The organism is Streptomyces sp. ICC1 (genome assembly GCF_003287935.1).
Classification (GTDB): domain Bacteria; phylum Actinomycetota; class Actinomycetes; order Streptomycetales; family Streptomycetaceae; genus Streptomyces; species Streptomyces tritrimontium.
The window spans coordinates 2,155,531-2,176,483 of the sequence record NZ_CP030287.1; the positions used below are offsets into that span (position 1 = coordinate 2,155,531).

Annotated in this window: 22 protein-coding genes; 9 read left to right on the plus strand and 13 right to left on the minus strand. The window is 71.1% G+C overall.

Annotated features, from left to right (window positions below; all coding sequences use genetic code 11):
• Positions 1-9: 9 nt before the first annotated feature.
• Positions 10-480, minus strand: a complete 471-nt coding sequence (locus DRB96_RS10200) for an Lrp/AsnC family transcriptional regulator (RefSeq protein ID WP_112448141.1) — start codon at positions 478-480, stop codon at positions 10-12.
• 133 nt (positions 481-613) lie between these two features.
• Between DRB96_RS10200 and hppD the strand changes: the two genes are divergently transcribed.
• Positions 614-1,765: a 4-hydroxyphenylpyruvate dioxygenase gene (hppD, locus tag DRB96_RS10205; RefSeq protein ID WP_112448142.1), complete on the plus strand. Its 1,152-nt coding sequence runs from the start codon at positions 614-616 to the stop codon at positions 1,763-1,765.
• 43 nt (positions 1,766-1,808) lie between these two features.
• Here hppD and DRB96_RS45870 read toward each other — a convergent pair whose 3' ends face one another.
• Positions 1,809-3,365: a tetratricopeptide repeat protein gene (locus DRB96_RS45870; RefSeq protein ID WP_275431889.1), complete on the minus strand. Its 1,557-nt coding sequence runs from the start codon at positions 3,363-3,365 to the stop codon at positions 1,809-1,811.
• Positions 3,366-3,461: 96 nt separating this feature from the next.
• Here DRB96_RS45870 and DRB96_RS10215 point away from each other — a divergent pair, with 96 nt between their 5' ends.
• Positions 3,462-4,868, plus strand: a complete 1,407-nt coding sequence (locus DRB96_RS10215) for an FAD-linked oxidase C-terminal domain-containing protein (RefSeq protein ID WP_239516092.1) — start codon at positions 3,462-3,464, stop codon at positions 4,866-4,868.
• Between the two features lie 35 nt (positions 4,869-4,903).
• Here the strand turns inward: DRB96_RS10215 and DRB96_RS10220 are convergent, their stop codons facing one another.
• The 10 genes from DRB96_RS10220 to DRB96_RS10265 all read right to left on the minus strand — a co-directional run bounded on the left by DRB96_RS10220 (position 4,904) and on the right by DRB96_RS10265 (position 11,915).
• On the minus strand, positions 4,904-5,308 hold the full coding sequence (locus DRB96_RS10220; RefSeq protein ID WP_275432072.1) for an SsgA family sporulation/cell division regulator: 405 nt from the start codon (positions 5,306-5,308) through the stop codon (positions 4,904-4,906).
• Positions 5,309-5,439: 131 nt separating this feature from the next.
• Positions 5,440-7,839 (minus strand): hypothetical protein, encoded by a 2,400-nt coding sequence (locus tag DRB96_RS10225; RefSeq protein ID WP_112448143.1) that lies wholly within the window; start codon positions 7,837-7,839, stop codon positions 5,440-5,442.
• A gap of 135 nt (positions 7,840-7,974) precedes the next feature.
• Positions 7,975-8,241: a hypothetical protein gene (locus DRB96_RS10230; protein ID WP_112448144.1), complete on the minus strand. Its 267-nt coding sequence runs from the start codon at positions 8,239-8,241 to the stop codon at positions 7,975-7,977.
• A 37-nt stretch (positions 8,242-8,278) separates the two neighbouring features.
• A complete protein-coding gene (locus DRB96_RS10235; RefSeq protein WP_112448145.1) occupies positions 8,279-8,482 on the minus strand; it encodes a hypothetical protein in 204 nt (67 codons plus the stop codon).
• A 138-nt stretch (positions 8,483-8,620) separates the two neighbouring features.
• Positions 8,621-8,947 carry a hypothetical protein gene (locus DRB96_RS10240; RefSeq protein ID WP_112448146.1) on the minus strand — a complete coding sequence of 109 codons (327 nt, stop codon included), beginning with the start codon at positions 8,945-8,947 and terminating at the stop codon, positions 8,621-8,623.
• The gene (locus tag DRB96_RS10245) at positions 8,944-10,281 is read right to left on the minus strand and encodes a hypothetical protein (RefSeq protein ID WP_112448147.1); all 1,338 of its coding nucleotides are present in this window, start codon (positions 10,279-10,281) and stop codon (positions 8,944-8,946) included. Before DRB96_RS10245 ends, DRB96_RS10240 begins: the two co-directional genes overlap by 4 nt.
• Positions 10,278-11,126, minus strand: coding sequence for a hypothetical protein (locus tag DRB96_RS10250; RefSeq protein ID WP_112448148.1), 849 nt, complete (start codon positions 11,124-11,126; stop codon positions 10,278-10,280). Before DRB96_RS10250 ends, DRB96_RS10245 begins: the two co-directional genes overlap by 4 nt.
• Complete coding sequence (locus DRB96_RS10255) at positions 11,123-11,305, minus strand: hypothetical protein (RefSeq protein WP_112448149.1); 183 nt, start codon at positions 11,303-11,305, stop codon at positions 11,123-11,125. Before DRB96_RS10255 ends, DRB96_RS10250 begins: the two co-directional genes overlap by 4 nt.
• Positions 11,302-11,586, minus strand: coding sequence for a hypothetical protein (locus DRB96_RS10260; RefSeq protein ID WP_162688743.1), 285 nt, complete (start codon positions 11,584-11,586; stop codon positions 11,302-11,304). The genes DRB96_RS10255 and DRB96_RS10260 overlap by 4 nt, the downstream gene beginning before the upstream one ends.
• Positions 11,583-11,915, minus strand: a complete 333-nt coding sequence (locus DRB96_RS10265) for a hypothetical protein (RefSeq protein WP_112448151.1) — start codon at positions 11,913-11,915, stop codon at positions 11,583-11,585. Before DRB96_RS10265 ends, DRB96_RS10260 begins: the two co-directional genes overlap by 4 nt.
• Positions 11,916-12,398: 483 nt before the next feature.
• On the opposite strand from DRB96_RS10265, the gene DRB96_RS10270 reads away from it, so the two are divergent.
• From DRB96_RS10270 to DRB96_RS10300, 7 genes are all read left to right on the plus strand, one after another.
• Complete coding sequence (locus DRB96_RS10270; RefSeq protein WP_239516356.1) at positions 12,399-13,271, plus strand: sigma-70 family RNA polymerase sigma factor; 873 nt, start codon at positions 12,399-12,401, stop codon at positions 13,269-13,271.
• A gap of 1 nt (position 13,272) precedes the next feature.
• Positions 13,273-14,136 (plus strand): protein phosphatase 2C domain-containing protein, encoded by an 864-nt coding sequence (locus DRB96_RS10275; protein ID WP_112448153.1) that lies wholly within the window; start codon positions 13,273-13,275, stop codon positions 14,134-14,136.
• A 706-nt stretch (positions 14,137-14,842) separates the two neighbouring features.
• Positions 14,843-14,983 (plus strand): hypothetical protein, encoded by a 141-nt coding sequence (locus DRB96_RS42775; RefSeq protein ID WP_162688742.1) that lies wholly within the window; start codon positions 14,843-14,845, stop codon positions 14,981-14,983.
• 11 nt (positions 14,984-14,994) lie between these two features.
• Positions 14,995-16,098, plus strand: coding sequence for a hypothetical protein (locus DRB96_RS10285; RefSeq protein ID WP_112448155.1), 1,104 nt, complete (start codon positions 14,995-14,997; stop codon positions 16,096-16,098).
• 86 nt (positions 16,099-16,184) lie between these two features.
• A complete protein-coding gene (gene dnaB / locus DRB96_RS10290) occupies positions 16,185-17,579 on the plus strand; it encodes a replicative DNA helicase (RefSeq protein WP_112448156.1) in 1,395 nt (464 codons plus the stop codon).
• An 81-nt stretch (positions 17,580-17,660) separates the two neighbouring features.
• Entirely contained in the window at positions 17,661-18,539 is an 879-nt protein-coding gene (locus tag DRB96_RS10295; protein WP_112448157.1) for a DnaB-like helicase C-terminal domain-containing protein, read from the plus strand.
• Positions 18,540-19,660: 1,121 nt separating this feature from the next.
• Positions 19,661-20,398 carry a hypothetical protein gene (locus DRB96_RS10300; protein WP_112448158.1) on the plus strand — a complete coding sequence of 246 codons (738 nt, stop codon included), beginning with the start codon at positions 19,661-19,663 and terminating at the stop codon, positions 20,396-20,398.
• Between the two features lie 11 nt (positions 20,399-20,409).
• Here the strand turns inward: DRB96_RS10300 and DRB96_RS10305 are convergent, their stop codons facing one another.
• The gene (locus tag DRB96_RS10305) at positions 20,410-20,868 is read right to left on the minus strand and encodes a hypothetical protein (protein ID WP_112448159.1); all 459 of its coding nucleotides are present in this window, start codon (positions 20,866-20,868) and stop codon (positions 20,410-20,412) included.
• Between the last annotated feature and the right edge of the window lie 85 nt (positions 20,869-20,953).

Consider the following 20,953-nt stretch of genomic DNA (forward strand, 5'->3'; position numbering starts at 1 on the left):
TTCCGCGGGTCAGTCGTCCTCGGCCGCCTGTTCGACCAGAGGGATGATCCGCAAGGGCACGGGATTCTCCATGACAATCGCTGTCGAAGCCCGAACAATCCCATCAAACGCGACAACCCGGTCGATCACCCGCTGAAGGTCCGCGTTGGAGCGCGCCACGAGCCGGCACAGCATGTCCCCGTGACCGGTCGTGGTGTGCAGCTCCAGCACCTCCGGGACCCCGTCCAAGTGAGCCCGTACGTCGGCCCCTTGCCCCTGTTTGATCTCCAGCGTGGCGAAGGCGGTCACCGGGTATCCCAGGGCGGCCGGATCCACCTGCGGGCCGAACCCGCGGATGACTCCGTTCGACTGAAGCCGGTCGAGGCGGGCCTGCGCGGTGCCGCGGGCCACGCCGAGCCGGCGCGAGACCTCCAGGACCCCGATCCGGGGCTCGCGGGCGAGCAGGACGATGAGCCGCCCGTCGAGTTCGTCGATTCCCATCGGTACCTCCGGGGTGGTCGGTCGGTGGTCATAGTGCACAGATATTCCAGCCATCCTGGGCTGTAGCTGGTCAGCCTGTACAGCAGAAATGGAAACTATTGCGCAGCTTGTGGAACGGCGGGACTCTGCCGTCATGACTGAGACCCAGCCGCTCGCCACCGTCCCGCGCACCGCCGCCAAGGCCGACCCCTTCCCCGTCAAGGGCATGGACGCGGTCGTCTTCGCCGTGGGCAACGCCAAGCAGGCCGCGCACTTCTACTCGACGGCCTTCGGCATGAAGCTCGTCGCCTACTCCGGACCGGAGAACGGCACCCGAGAGACGGCCAGCTACGTCCTGACCAACGGCGCCGCGCGCTTCGTCCTCACCTCGGTCATCAAGGCGTCCACCGACCGCGGCCGCTTCCTCGCCGAGCACGTGGCCGACCACGGCGACGGCGTGGTCGACCTCGCGATCGAGGTCCCGGACGTGGCCGCGGCCTACGCGTACGCCGTCGAGCACGGCGCCCGCGGCCTGGACGAGCCGTACGAGCTCAAGGACGAGCACGGCACCGTGCGGCTGGCGGCGATCGCCACCTACGGCCAGACCCGCCACACCCTGGTCGAGCGCGGCGACTACACCGGGCCCTACCTGCCCGGCTTCGTCTCCGCCTCCCCGATCGTCGAGCCCCCGGCCAAGCGCACCTTCCAGGCCATCGACCACTGCGTGGGCAACGTCGAGCTCGGCCGGATGAACGAGTGGGTGGCCTTCTACAACAAGGTCATGGGCTTCACGAACATGAAGGAGTTCGTGGGCGACGACATCGCGACCGAGTACTCGGCGCTGATGTCGAAGGTGGTCGCGGACGGCACCCTGAAGGTGAAGTTCCCCATCAACGAGCCGGCGATCGCGAAGAAGAAGTCGCAGATCGACGAGTACCTGGAGTTCTACGGCGGGGCCGGCGTCCAGCACATCGCCCTCGCGACGAACGACATCGTGGCGACGGTCCGCTCGATGCGGGCCGCCGGCGTGGAGTTCCTGAACACCCCGGACTCCTACTACGACACCCTCGGCGAGTGGGCCGGCGAGACGCGCGTCCCGGTCGAGATCCTGCGCGAGCTGAAGATCCTCGTCGACCGCGACGAGGACGGCTACCTGCTGCAGATCTTCACCAAGCCGGTGCAGGACCGCCCGACGGTCTTCTTCGAGATGATCGAGCGCCACGGCTCCATGGGCTTCGGCAAGGGCAACTTCAAGGCCCTGTTCGAGGCGATCGAGCGCGAGCAGGAGAAGCGCGGCAACCTGTAAGGCCGCGGCCGGCCGGGGGCCCTGCCCCCGGCCGTCGCACGCCTCACGCGCCGGCGGCGCCGGACGTGCCCGGCTTCGGCTTGGCGGCCGGCTTCGCAGCCGGCTTGGCGGCCTTCGCGGCCGGCTTGGCGGCCGGCTTGGCCGCCTTCGGGAGCTCCGGGGCCACCCACGGCGTCGTCGGCTGCATGTTCTCCGGGCCGCCCGCCGCCGGCCGGCCGATCGACGCCAGGGCATCCTTCGCCAGCGGCCCCCGCACCGGCGAGAACCGCGGATTCGTCCGCAGGGCCTCCTCCAGGTGCCGCCGCGCCCCCGCCTCGTCGCCCAGGCCGCGCTCGATCAGCGCCCGGTGGTACGAGAACTCCGCGAGCCGCAGCCCCTGCTCCGTGGCCTTCTTCGCGTACTCCAGCGCCGCCGGGTCGTCGCCCGTCCTGTGCAGCGCCCAGCCCAGCGCGTCCGCCACCTGCACGCTCTTGTGCCGGGCCCACTCCGCCGTCAGGCGCCGCACCGCCGCGGCCGCGTCGCCGTGGTCCGCCTCGTACCGGCCGAGGACCAGCTCCTCGTTCACCCCGCTGCGGGCCGCCTGCGCCGGGATGCCGTCGTACACCGCCTTCGCCTCCTCGCACCGGCCCAGCGACTCCAGCAGCTCGCCCAGCTCCAGCGCCAGCCCGGCCGAGGGCGCCCGGCCCAGCGCCATGCGGTAGTCCCGCACCGCCTCCCCGCCCCGCCCCAGCGCCGCCAGCACCCGCGCCCGTCCACCCTGCGCCTGCGCCTGCGCCGGATCGGTCCGCAACGCGGCCTCGTACTGGCGCAGCGCCTCGGCCTCGTCACCGCGCTCCCACGCCAGCTCCCCGAGCCGGAACAGCACGTACGCCTTCTCCGCCGGCGACTTCGCCGCGCCCCCCGCGTGCTCCATGGACATGGTCGCGTCCTCGCGCCAGCCCCGGTCGCGGTAGACCTGCGAGGCCCTGGTGAACGCCACCAGGCCCGGCCGCAGGTCCACCAGCCGCTCCATCGCCTTCTCGGCCGCCTTGTAGTCCCCGAGCCCGGTGTACGCGTCCACGAGCACCGGGTACGCCGTCCACCGCTTCGGCGCCTGCGCCCGTACGAGCTCGCCCCAGCGCTTGCCCGTCCCGAAGTCCCGCCGGGCGTTGGCCAGCGTGCCCATGCCCGTCATCGCGTCGAAGTTGCCCTTCTCGGCCGGGTGCAGCTCCAGCGACCGCTTCAGCGCCCTCTCCGCCTTCGGGTACCAGCCGCTGTCGGCCGTCCGCCGCGCCTGCTCCAGGTACGCCGACCCGAGCACCGCCCACGAGGCCTCGTCGTCCGCGTGCTCGGCGACCCACTTCTCCCGGTCCGCCACCAGCGCCGACAGGTCCACCGCCGCCACCGGGGCGCCCATCCCGACCGCCGTGCGGGCCCGCTCGCTGGGCCCGGGCGGACGCGCGTCGTCGCCCGCGCGGGCCGGCCGGATCAGCAGGGCCCCGGCGATCAGGACCACCGCGACCGCCGCCGCCACGAGCGTCTTGCGGCCGGTGAAGGTCACGGGCGGGGCAGCCTGCCGCTGCCTTTCCTGGGAGACGGGGGCCTCACGCATAGGGTCCATGGGGTCACTGTGCGTCAATATGAAGAGTTCGCGGAGGTGTCCGAAGAGCATCGCGGGCGTGTTCACACCGATGGCCCCGGATGCCACGCTGGCCCCATGGCTGACGACGATTCCGCACCGCTCCACGCTTCGCCCCACCGGCGGCTCCACGCGCTGCTCCTCGAAGGCCTCCCGCCCGGGGCCCTGCTCACCGACCCCCAGGTGACCGCCTCCTACGCGACCGACATGGCGAGCTTCTGCGCGGCGGGCACCCCGGCCGCGGTGGTCCTGCCCCGCACCGCCGAACAGGTCCAGCACGTCCTGCGCACCGCCCACGCCCTACGCGTCCCCGTGGTCCCACAGGGCGCCCGCACGGGCCTGTCGGGCGCGGCCAACGCCTCCGACGGCTGCATCGTGCTCTCCCTCGTGAAGATGGACCGGATCCTCAAGATCGACACCGTCGACCGGATCGCCGTCGTCGAACCCGGCGTCGTCAACGCCGTCCTGTCCCGCGCCGTCGCCGAGCAGGGCCTGTGCTACCCGCCGGACCCCTCCAGCTGGGAGTCGTGCACCATCGGCGGGAACATCGGCACCGCCGCCGGCGGCCTGTGCTGCGTCAAGTACGGGGTCACCGCCGAGTACGTGCTCGGCCTCGACGTGGTCCTCGCCGACGGCAGGCTCCTGCGCACCGGCCGCAGCACCGCCAAGGGCGTCGCGGGGTACGACCTCACCCGCCTGTTCGTCGGCTCCGAGGGCAGCCTCGGCGTGGTCGTCCGGGCCGTCCTCGCCCTGCGCCCGGCCCCGCCCCGCCAGCTCGCGCTCGCCGCCGAGTTCCCCTCGGCGGCGGCCGCCTGCGAAGCCGTCTGCGCCGTCATGGAGGCGGGCCTGACGCCCTCGCTCCTGGAGCTGATGGACCGCACGACCGTCCGCGCCGTCAACGCCCTGGGCAAGATGGGCCTGCCCGAGACCACCGAAGCCCTGCTGCTCGTCGCCTTCGACACCCCGCACGCGCCGGACGACCTGGCCGCCGTCGGATCGCTGTGCACCGCCGCCGGGGCGAGCGCCGTCGTACCGGCCGAGGACGCGGCGGAATCCGAGCTGCTCCTCCAGGCCCGGCGGATGGCCCTGCCCGCACTGGAGGCCCTGCGGCCCGCGACGATGATCGACGACGTGTGCGTACCGCGCTCGCGGCTCGCCGAGATGCTCGACGGGACCGCCGCCATCGCCCGTGCGCACGACCTGCTCATCGGAGTCTGCGCACACGCCGGAGACGGCAACACCCACCCCATCGTCTGCTTCGACCCGGCCGACGAGGACGAGGCCCGGCGGGCCCGCGCGTCCTTCGAGGAGATCATGGCCCTGGGGCTCGAACTGGGCGGGACCATCACGGGCGAGCACGGGGTCGGCGTCCTGAAGAAGGACTGGCTCGCCCGCGAACTCGGCCCGGTGGGGCTGGAGATGCAGCGCGCCGTCAAGCACGCCTTCGACCCGGAGGGGCTGCTCAACCCGGGCAAGCTGTTCTGAGCCGGACAACACCCGACGGCCCCGGGCGGGGCTCCTCACAGCTCCCCGTCGGCCGACTCGTCCGACGGCCACGGGTCGCGCATCCACAGGTCGTCGGCCGGCGTCGGGGCGAGCAGCTCGGCCAGCGCCGCGTCCAGGCCCAGCCGGTCGGCCTCGGTGCCGGGCGGCACGATCCGCAGGGTCCGCTCCAGCCAGGCCGACACGGACGCGGCGGGGGCCTCCAGCAGCGCGTCGCCGTCGGGGGAGCTGAGCGCCATGCACAGGACGGCCTTGTGGTCGACCTTCGTGGGCCAGATCCGCACGTCGCCGTGGCCGCACGGGCGGAACACCCCCTCGACGAGCAGCTCGCGGGCGAAGGTCCAGTTGACCGGGGTGCTGGAGCCGGTGTGGAAGGTGATGTGGACGGCGTACGGGCCAGTGTGTGTAAGGGACAGGGTCAGAGGGTGTGGCGGCCCCCTGGGCGGTGGGGGTCTGCCCCCGGGCGGTGCCTGGGGGTTCCGGGCACCGCTCGGGTAGGCGCCGGGGGGTCTGACCTGCGGTTCTTCTCGACGCCCGGGGCCCTGCCAGGGGGTTATTTCGGGGCGATCCGGGTGGCGGCGAGTGCGGCCTCGACGTCCTTGAGGAGGTACGCGCTCGCCTTGTCGTCGGTGCCGTCGGGGCGCTTGCCGAACCGGATGCCGGCCTTGGGCTTGAGGACGGCGCCGGAGCCCTTGAGGACCTCGGCGATGGCCGCGGCGAGCTCGGTGCCAACGCGGGACTCGTACTGGGCGGGGTTCTCCTCCTCGTTGAGGCCCCAGCGGTCGGGGTCCTCGGCGGCGAGGTGGGAGCGGACGTCGGCGGCCTTGACCTTGTCGGCCCGGGTGCCGTCCGGCGCCTTGGGGAACGCCGTGAGGATCTGCTCCAGGAGCGGGAGTACGTCCGCGCCCGGCTGCCCGGGCCGCCCGGAGCCGTTCGGGCCGCCCGCGATGGAGGAAAGCCCGGTCATCCTCAGGAGCTGCGTCTCGATCGGGTCGGGAAACTGGCCCGGGGCCCGGCCGAGGGATTCACGCAGTGCGCGTCCGGCCCCAATGGCGTTGGCCGCGCCGTCGAAGTGTTCGTCTTCGATGAAGCAGGAGCGGATCAGTTCGCCCTTGCTCCCGTCGATATCGACGATGGCAGCGCCCCGGTCCTCCTCGCGGATGTCGTGGGCGCGAAGGCCGGCGCCGGTAGCGCCGTCGGAGAGGATCGCGTTCGTCTGGGTCGCCGAGCGGGTGCGGGTGGCGATGCGGGCGGAGGCGTTGGACCGGTATCCGCGCGGAATCGTGTTCGCGTCGGGGTCCTGGGTGCTGACGAGGATCGTCATGTTGAGGGCAGCGACGAATGCGGCGGCCTCTTCGAGCAGGTCGGCGATCCGGTCGGATGCTTTGATGGTGCGCTTTCCCTCCGGGTCGGAGTAGTCGGGAATGCGGACGTTGCTGGCGGCGTACTGCTTGTATTCGTCGACGATGAGGATTTCGAGCGGGAACAGCGCGAGGTCGGCTTCGCTCATCTTGGCTCGGCCTTGATCCTCCAGCCATTCCTCTCGCCGGTACGCCTCGGCGAGGAACGCCTCCAGCAGCTGGATCAGGCGGGCCGGGCGCCGGCCGAAGAACGTTGCGCAGACCGCGCTGTATCCGCGGTGCTCACCGGGCTTGGCTCCGGCGACGAGCCGGATGTTCACCCGCGGGTCGAGGCCGAGGCCGATCATGATGTTCCGGAGGATCATGCCCTTGCCCGCGCGGCTGGTTCCGCCGAGCAGCGCCATGACGTGCTTGAGCTTGATGTAGATCGGCTCGCCGCGCCGGTTGTAGCCGATGAGGACCCCGCGGCCCCACACGTCCTGCTGCTCGGGGTTCTCGGCGACTGGCGAGGTGAACGGCTGGCCGAAGGGGTCGCGGGCGGCCATCCACACGATGACCCGGCCGGGGTGGCCGTCCTCGCGCAGGTCGATCCACTCGGGGCGGACCCGGAACGCCTGGGCGATCTTGCCCTTGTTGGCTTCCAGCTTGTCGAGGTCGCACTCGTCGGGGAGTTCGATGGTCAGCTCGACGGCGTTGACCGCGACCGCGCGGGGCAGGCCGACGAGGTGGATTTCGGACTCGTTCTTGATCAGCCCCATGCGCTTGAACGCGTTCTCCAGGGACTCCTTGCCGAGGGGGGCGTCGGCGGCGAGGTACACCGGCTCGGTGTAGATCAGCGGGGTCAGGTCCGGGTGCCGGCGGGCGTGCTCGCGCTGCCCGTAGCTCATGAGGGCGATCAGGCCGGGCAGCAGCAGCGCCCCGGCCATCAGCAGTCCCCACACCTCGGCGACGGCCACGAGCACGGACACGTAGGAGGTGGCGGCGGAGGCGCCGAGGATGGGCAGGGCCTCGCGGCGGCGCTCCCGGCCCAGCTGCGCTCGCTCGGCCTTCAGGGCGCGGACCCAGTCGTTGCCGGACGCCTCGCCGACCTTGCGGCCCTTGGCGGCTTTGGCCTTGGCGATGTCGTCGGCGTAGCTGTCGGCGGCGGTGAAGTGCGCCCAGGTGTTCGTGACCACGTACCGGGCGCCGTAGGCGAACGCCTTGACCATGCGGCCGAGGTAGAGGTGGGAGTGCCGGGCGTGGTGGGCGGCGGCGTGTTCGAGTTCGGCCTTGCGGGCCTTGCGGGCGGCCGCGGAGAGGAACAGCTCGGGTGCGGGCAGCCACTCGCGCCAGGTCGGGCCGGCCTTGCCCTTGGAGGGCTCCTCCTCGGTAACCTGCTCCAGGACCAACCCGGACTCGGCGGTGTTGCCGGGGGCGTGCTGGCCGGGGAGGCGGACGCTGCCGGTGGTGGAGTCGGCGTAGCCGGAGGGGGTGCCGCGTACGGCGTTGCGGGCCTCGGACTCCAGGCCGCCCAGGACGTGGGGCGGGAACATCTGGCCGAGGTCGAGGGGCTGGTCGTCGTGGTGCGGGGAGTCGGGGGCCTGCTCCGACATGATGGGTGGGTCCTTCCGTCTGGGTGGACTTGGAGCCCGGCCGGGGTCGCTTCCCAGCCGGGCTCCGCTGCGTTCGGGGGTGAGGCGGTGCGCCTGGAGGTGGGGGCCGTCCAGGCCGGGGTGGAGTCGGGGGAGCTAGGGCTTCTTGGCCTTCTCCTCGGCCTTGGCCTTCGCCTGGGCGTGCTTGCGGTTGGCGGCCGCGGCCTTGTTCGCGGCGGCCGCGCCCCGCAGGAGCTGGGGCAAAAACAGGAGGATCACGAACAGCAGGCCGGCGGCCGTGGCGGTGGTCGTGGCGCTCCAGGCGCGCAGGGTCGGTCCGGTGATCGCCACGTAGGCGGCAACGGGGGCTGCGATCACCAGCGTGCGGGGGAGCTTCATGCCGGTCTTGTCGGTGTCGCTCAACGAGCTGTCCTTCCGGATGCGGTGGCGGGCGGGGCGATCAGGCGGGGCTGTTCTCGGCGCGCTTCCAGGCGACGCGGGCGGCGGTGAGGCGGAGCTCGGCGGCGGCGAGCTCCGCGGTCGTGCGGTGGTGGCTGTCGATGACGGCGAGGGCCTGGGCGAAGAGGCGGTCCCCGAGCTGGTTCCAGCCGTGGCGGGAGTGCGGTGCGCTCTCGGCGGTGATGCGGTCGACGGCGATGGTCATGGGCAGGGCGCTCCTGGTCTGAGTCAGTGGTGCGGGGCGGCGGTGAAGACTGTCCGCCCCGCACCTGGTGAGAGGCTGTTAGACCCGTTAGGGCCAATAGGTCTGACGTTGGTAGTGGGTGGAAGGGCTGGGGGCGGGTCAGAGGGTGAAGAGGCTGTTCAGCTCGGAGAACATCGCCGTCGTGTTCGCGCTCTCGCGGGCGCGGCGGACGGCGCCGGTGCGGGCGGTGGCACAGGGCCGGCACATCACGATCAGCTGCCGGTCGCCGAGGCCGACCGCCTGGTGCTCGGCCAGCTCCGGGTCGAGCGGCATGACGACCAGCGGGTTGCCCTGGCGGTCGGGGTTCTGGCAGCGGTGCCCGGTGGACTTGTGCGGCTTCTCGCCGCAGCGGGAGGGCTTGCGGGTATCGCACTCGCAGTGTCGGCCGGAGCGGTCCAGCAGTCGCCGGTACCGGTCCGGGCTCACCTTGCGGACGCCTTCGCCGCGTCGGCCATCACGGACTTCGCGGCGTCCGCGTACGGGACGGTGTCGCCCGGCGTGCGCAGCGGGGGAACGCCCCCGTTGAAGCGGCGCCCGTCGGGTGCGTTCGGGTCCCGCTGCGGGCGCGGGGGCATTTGGGATTCGACCTGCGACAACAGGGCTTCGGCGGCCTCGTCGTAGGCGCCTGCGATGGCCGCCTTCATGTGGGCCTGCGCGGCCCGGGATCCGGCCTCGATCTCCGCCGTGATGCCGACGACCTTGCTGCCGGTGACCCGGAACCAGGCGTCGCCCCAGATCTGGTCGGTGACGAAGGCCGCGCCGCGCGCCGAGCGCATGGCCTCGGCAACCTCCCACACCTCGGTGTGGTGCTGCTGCCGGTCGGCGTCCTTGCGCTTCTGCTCGTCGGCCGCCTTCGCCTCGGCGACGGCCCGCTCGGCGGCCCGGGCCTCGGCCTCAGCCTTCTTCGCGGCGGCCTTCGACTCCGCCTCCTGTTCCAGGGCCTTCGCCTCGGACTCGGCCTGACGCCGCTCCCTTCGTGAGGGGATCCCGTCGCGGCGCTGGGCGACTCCGTGCTCGTAGCACATGAGGACGGCCGGGCCGCCGAGCGAGGCCAGGGCGCCGATGATCCCGGCGTCCAGCCCGATCGTGGGGTCCTTGACCCCGTGCCACAGGTTCACGGCCGCCGCGATCAGCGCGCCGGCCCCGATCCCGATCCGGTACGGGAGAACGTCCCGGCGGTGGGCGACGGCCCAGGCGGCGCCGAAGGCCAGGACCAGCGCGAGGCCTTCGAGGAGTGCGGGCGCGGCGACCATGAACGGCCGGCTCTCGTCCCAGAACGCCATGAACTGCAGGGGCGCCGCGATGATCAGCCCGACCGCGTAGATGCCGCGCGCGGCCCACTTCCACGTGGACTCGCTGCGCCGCTCCTCGACCGCACGGTCGGCGTCGGCCTGCGCCGTGGCGTCCGCTTCCTTCTTCGCCTGGACGGCGGCGGCCTCGGCGGCGATCCGGGCGGCCTCCAGCTTGGCGAGCTTCTCGGCGTGGACCGCCCGGTCGGCTTCGAGCTTCATCGCCGCCCGTTCGTTGGCCAGGCGCTGCTTCTCCGCGTCGGCCTCGGCCTGGACCCGGATCGCGTCGGCTTCGGCGGCCGCCTTGAGTTCGGCGGCCTTGGCCTCGCCGAGGGCTTTCACCTCGGCGGCCTTGGCCTGCGCCTGGGCGGTGACGTAGGCGGCCAGGCCGGGGTCGGTTCCGCTCTCCGGGGCCGGCGGCGTGAGCGGGGTCTCGTCGGGCAGGTCCTTCTCCATCGAGACGGCGGTCATGCGCCGAGCTCCCTTCGGTTGGTGCGGGCGGCCTCGGCGAGGAGGGCCGCGTTTTCGGGGCTGACCAGGGGGCTGATCAGGTTGGCGTTGTCGATCAGGAACTGGCGGGCGACCGCCGGGCTGGACTCCTCGGCGAGCGGGAGCTCCGGGGGGAAGGGGTTCTTGCCGGACCGCTTCTCGCCGATCAGCTCGCCCTTGATGACCGGGCCGGTCGGCTCGGGGACCGGCTGCGGGGCCGGGGCGGCGCGGACGACCGCGTCGAGGAGCATCCCGACCACGACGCCCATGGCGGCGGCCGCCCGCAGGTCGGCCAGCTCGTCCCGCACGATCCGCAGGTCGCCCACGGGTTCGGGGTACAGGGGACGCGGCGTCGACCGGAAGGTCTCGACGGGCTGGCACACGAGCGGTGCGAAGGCCGGCCGGGAGGGGGGAGGGGGAGGGACCGGGATGTAGTTCTCCGGCTCCTGGAACATGCCGATCAGCCAGTTCGGGTGACGGCGGCCGAGCCGGAACAGGCGCTTGCTCATGCGGTCGGTCGCGTCGCACAGCGCGTCGGCGACGTCGGCGGCGATGTCCGCGATCCAGCTGAGGGGCGCGCGGTAGCCCTGCTTCTCGTCCGCCCACATCAGGACGGCGGCGACGGAGCTGGCGGCCAGGGCGAAGATGCCGACGGTGACCTCGGCGGTGATCCAGGCGGCCCGCACCGCGCGGCGGGAGACGCGCCGCGCGGCGGCGGCCTGGTCGGCGAGGGTGGCGTCGAGGTAGAGCTCGTACATCTCGGGGTTCCAGTCGGCCGGGTCGCCCGGGTGGGAGGACCGGAACTCGGCGCAGGCGCTGCTGGTCATCGGTGGTCCTCCGGGGCGGGATCGGCGTGGTTGTCGAGGGCGGCGCGGGCGGAGCGGCGGAGCGTCTGGGCGGCGAGGAGGCGGGCGCAGGCACCCTGTTCGTGGGCCTGGTCGCGGGTGGTGCGGTGGAGGGTGAGGGTCTCCGGGTCGAGCTCGCGGATGATCCGGCAGGCCCTCACGGTGCGGTCACCGGCCTGCGCCCGGAGGAGGCGGACCGGTAGGCCAGGCGCAGGACCAGGACGGCGGCGCCGACGACGGCACCGGCCTGGACGAGGATGACGAGCGCGTGGACCAGGGCGACCAGGGCGGCGCCGACGACCGTCGCCGCGCCCCAGCCGAGCACGATGACCAGGGCGATGAGGGCCAGCAGCGCGACCGGGTGGAGCCGGTCCGCGCGGGTGGTGACTTCCCGGACCGTGTCGCGGGCCGTGTGGAGCAAGGTCTTGGTGGTGGTGATCATGCCGCCCACCCCGTCATGAAGAGGTCGTCGGCGGTGGCCGCGTACTCGTCGTCCTCGAAGCCGCGGCGGTCGTCGTCCTCGGTCATGTCGTCGATCAGGCCGCCGATCAGGTCCAGGTCGGCGTCGCCGACGAACCCGGCGTCCGCCATGTCGACCAGGGCGCAGAGGCGGGTGTACTCGTCGAGCTCGCTCTCGGCGCCAGCGGGGCCGCGGACCAGGTCGACGTCGATGCCGAGGACCGCCGACAACCCGATCCGGTCGATCGCGAAGAGGCGGGACTCGTCCGCCGGCTGCTGCTCGGCGGCGTGGATGTAGGAGATGCTGTCCATCGGTTCAACTCCTGTGTACGAGGGGTTGTCCGTGCAGCGGCCCCGCCCCAGGTGTTCGAGCACCAGGGGATTCACGGGGCCGCTCCCCGTTGGCGGGGAAGGGGTCGTGCGGGCGGCCTGATGGCCACGGCCACGGCACCCCCGTCAGGGCGGGTGCCGGACTGAAGACATAGGGCCTGAGCTTGTGTTTCTTCGCCTTGTCTCACTGTGGAGTTCTTCGCGGTACACCAGCTCGGTACATCTCCGAGGCGGTCCGGTGTCGCCGTTTTCGGCATGGAGGTGCCATCCACAACCGCGTGGTTCTGAGCGGCTGTGCCAGTACAAGAAGTGCTTTGACGTGCAGGTACAGGGCGCTCAACCGATTCGGTTAAGGCCGCTTAACCTGGCGACATCGAAACCATAGGACGACCCCGCCGACGCGTCAAGCACCTTGAACAGTTACGGTTAAGTGCGCTAAACAGGACCCTACGAAGGGAGGCACGAATGGATCAGGAACAGCTTGATGCGGCTCTCGATGCCGCGTTGTCCCAGCTCAAGGAACTGACCGACCCTCTTGAGCGGGCCAAGTCCGCCCACAGCCTTACCGGCCGGGTCCAGGACTACGGCAACGAGCTCCAGGTCGTCCGCAACGAAGCCATGAACGCCGCCCTGCGTACGGGCAACCTGAACAGCACTCAGTTGGCGACGGAGCTCGGCATCAGCAAGGCGCGCGTAAGCCAGCTGGCCAAGGGCTCTCCTCCTGAACGCCTCTTCCTCGGCTCCGGCACGGTCATCGTGGCGTTGGCCGAGAAGCTGGAGGATGGGAAGGAGAAGGCTGTCCAGGGCCCGGTAATCGCAACACCGGACGTCCAGACCTACGGGAAGCTGAGCGAGCTGGCCGAAGAAGTCGGCCTCGCCTGCACCCTGGAGCCGATTCCGGTAGGTGGCAACGTCCGCCTCAACCGGAACAATCTCGTCGTCATCTGCGGCCCCCGGCTGTCTCCGCTCCTGGAACAGATCCTCGAAGGCGACCCGCATCTGCGGTTCGCGAAGGACTCCGAGGGCTGGCACCTGACGGACAGGACCAGTGGGAAGACGTACCGCTCGCCGATGGACAGCGGAGAGAACCGCGACGTCGCGTACTTCAGCCGGCTGCCGCGCCCCGATGGTCAGGGCACTTTCCTGTACGTGGCGGGCATCCACGCCATCGGTTCCGGCGGGGTCATCCACTGGCTGACCAAGGAGCTGGCCAACGTGCACAGCGAGCTCCGAGCCAAGCGGTTCTCCACCCTGATCTCCAGCCGCTTCGATCCGACAACAGGGGAGATCCTCGAGAGCGAGCGCATCACGCCCTTCTACCGCCCAGAAGGGGCCTGACATGCAGATCACCACGGCGTCAGCGAAGGGCGTGGGGGACGAGAACGAGGACGGCGTCTTCACGGGCCCCAGCGGCGTCGTGGTGCTCGATGGGCTGTCCGCACCGAAGGACCTGCCGATGGCTTGTTGCCATGGCACACCGTGGCTCGTCCGGCAGCTCGGCGCACGCCTGGTCGCTCTGATGGGCGACGACGAACAGCCACTCGCAGAGGTTCTCCGGACCGCGATCCAGGACGTCAACTCGATGCACTCCGACACGTGCGCGCTCGACCAGAAGGCAGTCCCTGCTGCAACCGTGGTCATGCTGCGCCAGCGTCAGGACATCATCGACTACCTCGTCCTGTCCGACTCCGTGCTCGTGCTGGACACGGACGGGGTCATCCAGGCCGTGGCAGACACCAGCGTTGAGGACGTCGCGGGGCAAGAAATGGCCGCAGCGCTGGCCGGCCCCGCGGGCACCCCCGAGCGAGCTGCCCGAGTATCCGAACTCGTCGCCGTACAGCGCAGCCTGCGGAACAGCCCCGGCGGCTACTGGGTCGCTTCGACCGACCCTGCCGCTGCGGACCACGCCATCACCGGTAGCGTCCCGGCCACCGCAGTCCGCCGGGCAGCACTGCTGTCGGACGGCGCCAGCCGTCTCGCCGACACCTTCCACCAGTTGTCCTGGGAGGAGCTGCTCGACGTACTGGAGGGTTCCGGGCCAGCCGCGCTCATCTCCAGGACCCGATCCGCCGAGGCCTCCGACAGGGATGGCACCCGCTGGGCCAGGTTCAAGGTGAGCGACGACGCGACCGCGGCGTTCATCGCGTTCGATGACGCCCGACACACCCAGAGTTCGCCCACTGACCACGATCGAGTCGGCTGAGGAGGATGATGGGCCCGCAAAACGCGAACAGGCCCCCGTGGGGGCCTGTCGGTCGCAACGCCGGTGTGTGGAAGCCCGACGTGCGCGGTCAAGCACCTGAATCGGAGGTGCCTGCGGTGGCAGGCTACGCGTACCCGTACGCGAACACGCCCACATTGGGCCCGGCGACACGCCGCGGTCCCGCCCTGCGGGATGCCCTGGCAAGTTCGCGCCCGGCAGACGGGACAGCGGCACCAAAGCCCGGCTCGGCAAGTTACAACAGGTTGACGGCGGTGCATGATCGCGGTCGGACCTGCTTCTACCACGGACTTCCCGGTCAGCCCAACCGGCGAATGGACTCGACGATGGACCCGTAAAACAGACGATGACCGCCGCCCTGTGTCCAGCAGGGTGACGGCCATCGACCTTCCATGCACAAACGACTCGCAACCCGGCCCTAGACAAGCCACAGATCCTCGAGTCGTACGTCGGCGGTAACGCCGGGTACCAAGTCCAAGGGACCCGGCTACCACCAACCAGGATAGCGAGCAATCTCAGGATTGCGCAGCACCACCTCTGGTGTGACCTCTCTGTCCGGGTGATCCCCACCGACGTACGGCTCCTACCCCGAACGGGAGCCGAACACCGCATGCACCGCCCCCTCCGGCCCGCCTCCGCGGAGCCCGCGACACTAACCGTCGCGGCCGCGTACGAAGGCGCCGTGACTATGAAATACACCCTGAATCGAGCGCTGACCTGCTCCGGCGGGCCTGTCCGCTTTGGCGCATACAACGGCCTGGTGACTACGAACCTGCTCGACAGCAACGCCTTCACCTCCGCGCCGGCCGCCGGGGCGGTGGCCCGATGAACGCTCCTGTCATGGACGAGAACGCCGAGAACCTCGAGTTCGAAGGCGACATCACCGACTACTGGTCCTACACCCAGGTCCGTGACTGGGTGCTCCTGGTGCCCGGCATCACCCGGACCGCCCTCCACCTGTACCTGCTGCTGCGGGCGATGGTCTCCGAGACGGCCCGGCGGACCGGTGGCGGCCTGCGCCGGATGTCGGTGGACCAGCTGTGCTACCTGCTGCCCGGCATCAACGACAAGCCGTGCAGTCCCACCATGGTCAAGGACGCCCTGCGCCTGCTCGCGGAGCACGGCCTGGTCGTGAACCCCGACGGCGATGAACGGCTGATCACCTCGACGGGTAAGGGCGGCATCCAGAACTCCTTCCGGAAGTACCAGGTCAACGACCTGCCGCCGGACGTGTACACGGGCTGGCGGAACGTGTGGGACAAGCTCGACGCCTACACGACCGACTGGCGCGAGAACCCGGCCCAGCCTCCGGTCCACACCCGGACCGATGACGGCAAGGTGCGGCGGACCTCCAGTCGGCCGCAGGCCCCTGCCGCGCCGGCGCCTGCGGCCGGGACGGGGAAATCCGCGCCCCCGGCCGGGTCCGGTACCCCCGCTCCCAAGAACAGTCGGTCCGCGCCCGCCGCTAAGGCCACGCCGAAGAAGCCGGTGAAGAAGGCCGTCGCCCCCGGCGCCGGTGCCGACCCCGCGGGTGACGTCTCGGCCGCTGCCCCCGTGGTGGAGGCCTGGGCCAGTGGCATGGCGGCCAGCGGTCACCCGTACCTGCCCAAGCGCGCGGCCACCATCGGCGCCGAGGCCACTGAGCTCCTGGCCGCCGGCGCAAACCTGGACCACCTGTGCCGTCTGGCCGAGTGGATGGGCCGGGTGAAGCCGAGCTGGAAGAGCATCGAGGACGCGATGACCTGGCCCGAGGCCCCACAGGCTTCGCTGCCGAAGCAGCGCTCCGGACCGCCGATGTGCGAGCGGCACCCCGCGTTCGAGGAGGGCGACTGCTCGCCCTGCCGCTTGGCCGAGCGTGAGCGTCGGCAACGCCAGGCGTCCGGACCCGAGTCCGTCAACGGTGCCGACCTGCTGGCCCGGCTCCGCGCCGGTCAGCCCGCGTGACCCGCACCCGCACTTCCGCACATGCCTGTGGCGGCCGCTCCCGCGAAGAACCGGCCGCCACAGAAGACCTCGCCAAGGAGATCCGTATGACCATCGTCGCACCCAACGCCGCTCGTGACGACGAGCAGCAGCGTTCCGGCCGGAACGGCTTCGAACTCGTTCCGCCGCACAACCTCGAAGCCGAGACGGCCACCCTCGGCGGCCAGATGCTGAGCAAGGACGCGATCGGCGAGGTCCTCGACACCCCGATGCAGCAGCGGGACTACTACCGCCCGGCCCACGAGACCATCCAGGCCGCGATCCTGTACCTGTACGGCAAGGGCGAGCCGGTCGACCCGATCACGGTCGGCGCCGAGCTCACGCGGCGCGGTGACATCGCCAAGGTCGGCGGCGTCTCCTACCTGCACACCCTCGTCCAGGCCGTGCCCACCGCCGCGAACGCCGCCTACTACGCGGAGATCGTCCACGAGCACGCCGTCCTGCGCCGGCTGGTCCAGGCCGGAACGAAGATCACGCAGCTCGGCTACTCCAAGGTCGGCGAGCTCGACGAGGTGCGCAGCTCCGTCGAGGCCGAGATCCTCGACGCCCTGGCAACCCGGGAGCAGACTGCCGGCTACGCCTACGTCCGCGAGGACGTGGCCGGTTTCTGGGACGACCTCGACGCCCGGATGAAGGGAACCGCCGAGATCAGCGGGATCCCCACCGGCCTCACCGACCTCGACAGCCTCACCAACGGCTTCCAGCCCGGCCAGTTCATCGTCATCGGCGCCCGCCCGGCGATCGGCAAGTCCACCCTCGCCCTGGACATCGCCCGCTCCGCAGCGGTTCGCTACGGCCACACCGTCGCGTTCTTCTCCCTGGAGATGGGCCGCGCCGAGATCCTGCAGCGGCTCTACAGCGCCGAGGCCCGCGTCGCCCTGCACCACATCCGCGCCGGCACCACCACCGAGGACGACCTGACCCGGCTGGTCCGCCGTACGCCCGACATTGACGCGGCCCCGCTGATCGTGGACGACTCCCCGAACCTGTCGATGACCGAGATCCGCTCGCGGGCCCGGCGGATGAAGCAGAGCAAGGGCGGCCTGGACCTTCTGATCGTGGACTACCTGCAGCTGATGAAGTCCGGCGGCATGGGGCGCCCGGAGAACCGCCAGCAGGAGGTCTCCGACATCTCCCGCAACCTCAAGCTGCTGGCCAAGGAGCTGGAGATCCCGGTCATCGCGCTGTCCCAGCTCAACCGCGGGCCCGAGCAGCGCACCGACAAGAGGCCGCAGATCGGCGAGCTCCGCGAGTCCGGCTCCATCGAGCAGGACGCGGACATGGTGATCCTGCTGCACCGTGAGGACGCGTACGAGAAGGAGTCGCCCCGCGCGGGTGAGGCAGACCTGATCGTGGCCAAGCACCGCAACGGGCCGACGGCGACGATCAGCGTGGCCTTCCAGGGCCACTACAGCCGGTTCGTCGACATGGCGAGCACCTGATCGGCCTGTGACCTGCCTGTTTTCCCACCTTGGGGTGGCCGCATCGGTGCGGCCACCCCTTCGTTGAAAGGACGTCCTCCGATGGAGTCGACCGAGCAGTCGCCCGTGCTCACGCTGGCGGAGCTCCTCGCGAGAAGCGAGGAGGCGCCGGCGCACAGCCTCGGACATCGGCCGGGGCTGCGCACCGGACTCGAGGGGCTGGATACCGCGATGGGCGGGTTGGAGCCGGGCACACTGACGGTCCTTGCGTCTCGGCCTGGCCTGGGCAGGAGCACCCTCCTGCAGAACATCTGCCAGTGGAACGTCGGCGGCAGGTTCCTGGGCGGGCTCCCACAGGCGCAGGAGCGGGAGGCGGTCTCCGCCCTGTTCGCCTCCACGGAGCAGAGCACGGAGCAGATCATGGTCCGCCTGCTGTCCGCGGCTGCTCGGGTGGAGCGTGACCACATCCGGACGGGCGAGCTCACCGACGAGGACCTCCGCCGGCTGGAGCGTGCGCAGTCGGTCCTGGAGGTCGCCCCGCTGTTCGTGATGGCGTCGGCCTCGTTCACGGACGGCCAGCTGACGGAGCACGCCCGGCGCCTGGTGCACGAGCACCAGGTCCAGCTCGTCGGGGTCGACGGCCTGGAGGCGATGGGCCCCGGTCTCTCCCTCGGCCAGGCGGCACGGGCGTTGAAGGCCCTCGCGCGCGAGCTGGCCGTTCCCATCGTTGCCACCGCCCCGTTGTGGGCCGCGTCGAGGCGGCCCCACAGGATGCCGGCCCTGGAGGACCTGCAGGACGAGATTGTCTTCGCCGCGGACACGGTGGTCCTGGTCCACCGCGAGGACGCGTACGACCCGACGTCCCGCCCGTGGGAGGCCGACCTCGTCGTCGCGAAGGCACGGAGCGCGCGCCCCGGCATTGCCGCCAACATCGCCTTCCAGTCCCACTACGCGCGCTTCACGGACTTCGTACCGTCGTGAGCCCGCGACGGTGTCCGCTCTGTCTGCGAGGGTGCGTTCCGTAGTCACACACCGGCCCCGCCCCCGGCGCGCTCCTGCGCCGGGGGCGTCGTCGTTCGCGGGCCCCGGCCGGGCAGCTCCCCAACTGTGCTGGTCGGATTTCCGACCAGACCCGACGGATTTCCGACCAGCCTGGTCGGAAAAAAATCGGCAGCACCTCGCTGACCTGGGGAAACGCTCCCCCCTAATAAGCCCCCCCAAGAAGCTCTTCTCTCTCCTGCACCGCAGGCCGCAGCGGCAGCGCGGCCTCGACCGGGTCAGGCACCGCAAAGCGAGAGAGAGCTCGGCTTCGCCTCCAACAGCAACCCCGCCCCTGCTGCCAGCCGTCTTGGCCCTAGCCGTGAACCTGCCAGGAAGCTGCCGACGGCCGGCCTTGTTCCGAAGCGGAACAGGCACTCCTATTAACAGGCCGTTGCTCCTCCACGCTCCGGGGTGGTGGGTACGGCCCGCGCCGTACCCACCACCCCCGCTCCGGAGACCTCAGCCCGCCATCCGGGCAGAAACGATCTTGACCCCCTCGTGCTGCTGGCAAGGTCTTGACCCGAGCTGAGGACTGCCGACGGCCGGAGAACCTGCCGGTCATGTACCCGATGGAACCGGCGATCTGAGGGCGCAAGGGCCTGTTAATAGTCAGAGGAGGGGGCGCGGCCCGCGTCACCCATTCGGGTGACGCGGGCCGCGCGTGGGGCGCCCCTGGGGAAGTCCGTGCAGGTCAGAACATAGAAAGGAGCCCTACGGGCACGACCTACAAGACCCATCGGCTTCGCCGATGAAGACAGACGCGCTTCGCGCGGCGACCTGGAAGAGCAGGGCGGCGCGTCTCTGAGTGGGCCTGTGCGGCTCTCCGGTGGTAATCGGCACTCCCGGGTGTGCCGTTGGAGATCGGCGCTCCTGACCCCCTCTGCGGGCCGTCTCGGGCCTGCTTCGGGTGATCCACCGGCTCGCTGAAAGCAGGCATCTGCCCAGGTCAGAGACTCCATGGGGTAGATCATCCTGATATGTGATGTTCCCTGAAGGAACACGGCCCGCCGCGCCCGTCCGCGACTCGCGGACACCGCCGGAATAGTGGCAGGCTCCCAGCCATGGCGAAGACGATCGATCCCGAGGCCCGGGAGCAGCTGCTGCAGGACGCCAAGGCCCTGCTGCTGGCGAAGTACAGCGGCGGCCAGACCTGGCTCGACCCCGTCCGCACGATGCACGCGGTGCGCGCGGCCACCGACCGGCACGGCCCCGACGGCCAGGAGCAGCCGGAGGTGCCGGCCGACGACGTCCTGGCCGCGCTCACCCAGCTCGACGAGGCCCGGGCGGCGCTGGACACCCTGGAGCGTGACCTCACGCGGGCCGCCCGAGAGCGCGGGGCCTCCTGGCAGCAGGTGGCCGACTCCCTCGGCCTGGCTTCCCGTACGAGCGCGGAGAGCCGGTCCGTACGCCTGGAGCGCGATGCAGCGTCCTTCCGCGGCGACCGCTACCCCGAGCGGCAGCGTGCCGAGCGGGCCCGTGACCGGGCCGGTGACACCTGGTGCCAAACCAATGCGCCCCGGCTGCGCGCCGCGGTGTGGTCGCTGGCCTGCCTCAACGACGGATGGCCGCAGCTGGCCCGGCGCGCCTCTGCCAAGGAGCTCGACTCCTGGCACCGCGAGCTCGACGGGCCCGCCCTGGGTGCCCGGCTGAGGAAGCTGCGGCCACTGGTCAGGGCCCACGGCGACGAACTGCCCGTCGGCACCAAGGCCGCCGAAGCCCGCGACGAGGTCCTGGGGCTCATGGAGGAACTGATCGCCGCCCGCCACGGCATCGAAACGGGCAAGGAATGGACCCATTGACCCCAACGGGTCTACCCACTGTTGAGCTCGTTGTCCTCTGGGTGGCACACGAGCTCCCAGCGGCCCCAGCGTTTACGCGCGGCGTCCGCGCTGATGCCGAACGGCTCGCCGATCTTCTCCCACGAGGTTCCGGCGGCACGCTCCTCCAGAACGCACACGCGCACCAGGGTCGCCGCGCGGGATTCGACGCCCGCGGCCGCGAGGGCGAACACCCCGGGCCACGCGTCCTCCTGCAGCACGGCCTGGAGCAGGACCTCGCGGACGTTCTGCAGGTGGACGTCGAGGCTGTGCCCTGCGCGGGCGAGGGCGCTGCGGGCAGGCTGGGCCTGCTTCGCGCGTCGCCGCTCGCGATATGCCTGGTCGCGGCACAGCCGCGGCCGCGCGCAGTACCGTCGAAGGGCAGGGCCCTCGTCGAATGGTCGACCGCACCACAGACACCTCGGGCCGGGCTCCGGGCGGCTGTCGTCCATAACCGGACGGTACGGCCACCCTCGTACGACAGCCAGTCCGCCGTCGTACCTCGTTCCCTAAGGGAACACCGCGCCTGTTCCCTGG

Bases quoted from the DNA above. Each gene is read 5' to 3' on its own strand.
- DRB96_RS10200 (WP_112448141.1), bottom strand. From the start codon at position 480: ATGGGAATCGACGAACTCGACGGGCGGCTCATCGTCCTGCTCGCCCGC.
- hppD (WP_112448142.1), top strand. From the start codon at position 614: ATGACTGAGACCCAGCCGCTCGCCACCGTCCCGCGCACCGCCGCCAAG.
- DRB96_RS45870 (WP_275431889.1), bottom strand. From the start codon at position 3,365: ATGGACCCTATGCGTGAGGCCCCCGTCTCCCAGGAAAGGCAGCGGCAG.
- DRB96_RS10215 (WP_239516092.1), top strand. From the start codon at position 3,462: ATGGCTGACGACGATTCCGCACCGCTCCACGCTTCGCCCCACCGGCGG.
- DRB96_RS10225 (WP_112448143.1), bottom strand. From the start codon at position 7,839: ATGTCGGAGCAGGCCCCCGACTCCCCGCACCACGACGACCAGCCCCTC.
- DRB96_RS10235 (WP_112448145.1), bottom strand. From the start codon at position 8,482: ATGACCATCGCCGTCGACCGCATCACCGCCGAGAGCGCACCGCACTCC.
- DRB96_RS10245 (WP_112448147.1), bottom strand. From the start codon at position 10,281: ATGACCGCCGTCTCGATGGAGAAGGACCTGCCCGACGAGACCCCGCTC.
- DRB96_RS10250 (WP_112448148.1), bottom strand. From the start codon at position 11,126: ATGACCAGCAGCGCCTGCGCCGAGTTCCGGTCCTCCCACCCGGGCGAC.
- DRB96_RS10260 (WP_162688743.1), bottom strand. From the start codon at position 11,586: ATGATCACCACCACCAAGACCTTGCTCCACACGGCCCGCGACACGGTC.
- DRB96_RS10265 (WP_112448151.1), bottom strand. From the start codon at position 11,915: ATGGACAGCATCTCCTACATCCACGCCGCCGAGCAGCAGCCGGCGGAC.
- DRB96_RS10270 (WP_239516356.1), top strand. From the start codon at position 12,399: ATGGATCAGGAACAGCTTGATGCGGCTCTCGATGCCGCGTTGTCCCAG.
- DRB96_RS10275 (WP_112448153.1), top strand. From the start codon at position 13,273: ATGCAGATCACCACGGCGTCAGCGAAGGGCGTGGGGGACGAGAACGAG.
- DRB96_RS42775 (WP_162688742.1), top strand. From the start codon at position 14,843: ATGAAATACACCCTGAATCGAGCGCTGACCTGCTCCGGCGGGCCTGTC.
- DRB96_RS10285 (WP_112448155.1), top strand. From the start codon at position 14,995: ATGGACGAGAACGCCGAGAACCTCGAGTTCGAAGGCGACATCACCGAC.
- dnaB (WP_112448156.1), top strand. From the start codon at position 16,185: ATGACCATCGTCGCACCCAACGCCGCTCGTGACGACGAGCAGCAGCGT.
- DRB96_RS10295 (WP_112448157.1), top strand. From the start codon at position 17,661: ATGGAGTCGACCGAGCAGTCGCCCGTGCTCACGCTGGCGGAGCTCCTC.
- DRB96_RS10300 (WP_112448158.1), top strand. From the start codon at position 19,661: ATGGCGAAGACGATCGATCCCGAGGCCCGGGAGCAGCTGCTGCAGGAC.
- DRB96_RS10305 (WP_112448159.1), bottom strand. From the start codon at position 20,868: ATGGACGACAGCCGCCCGGAGCCCGGCCCGAGGTGTCTGTGGTGCGGT.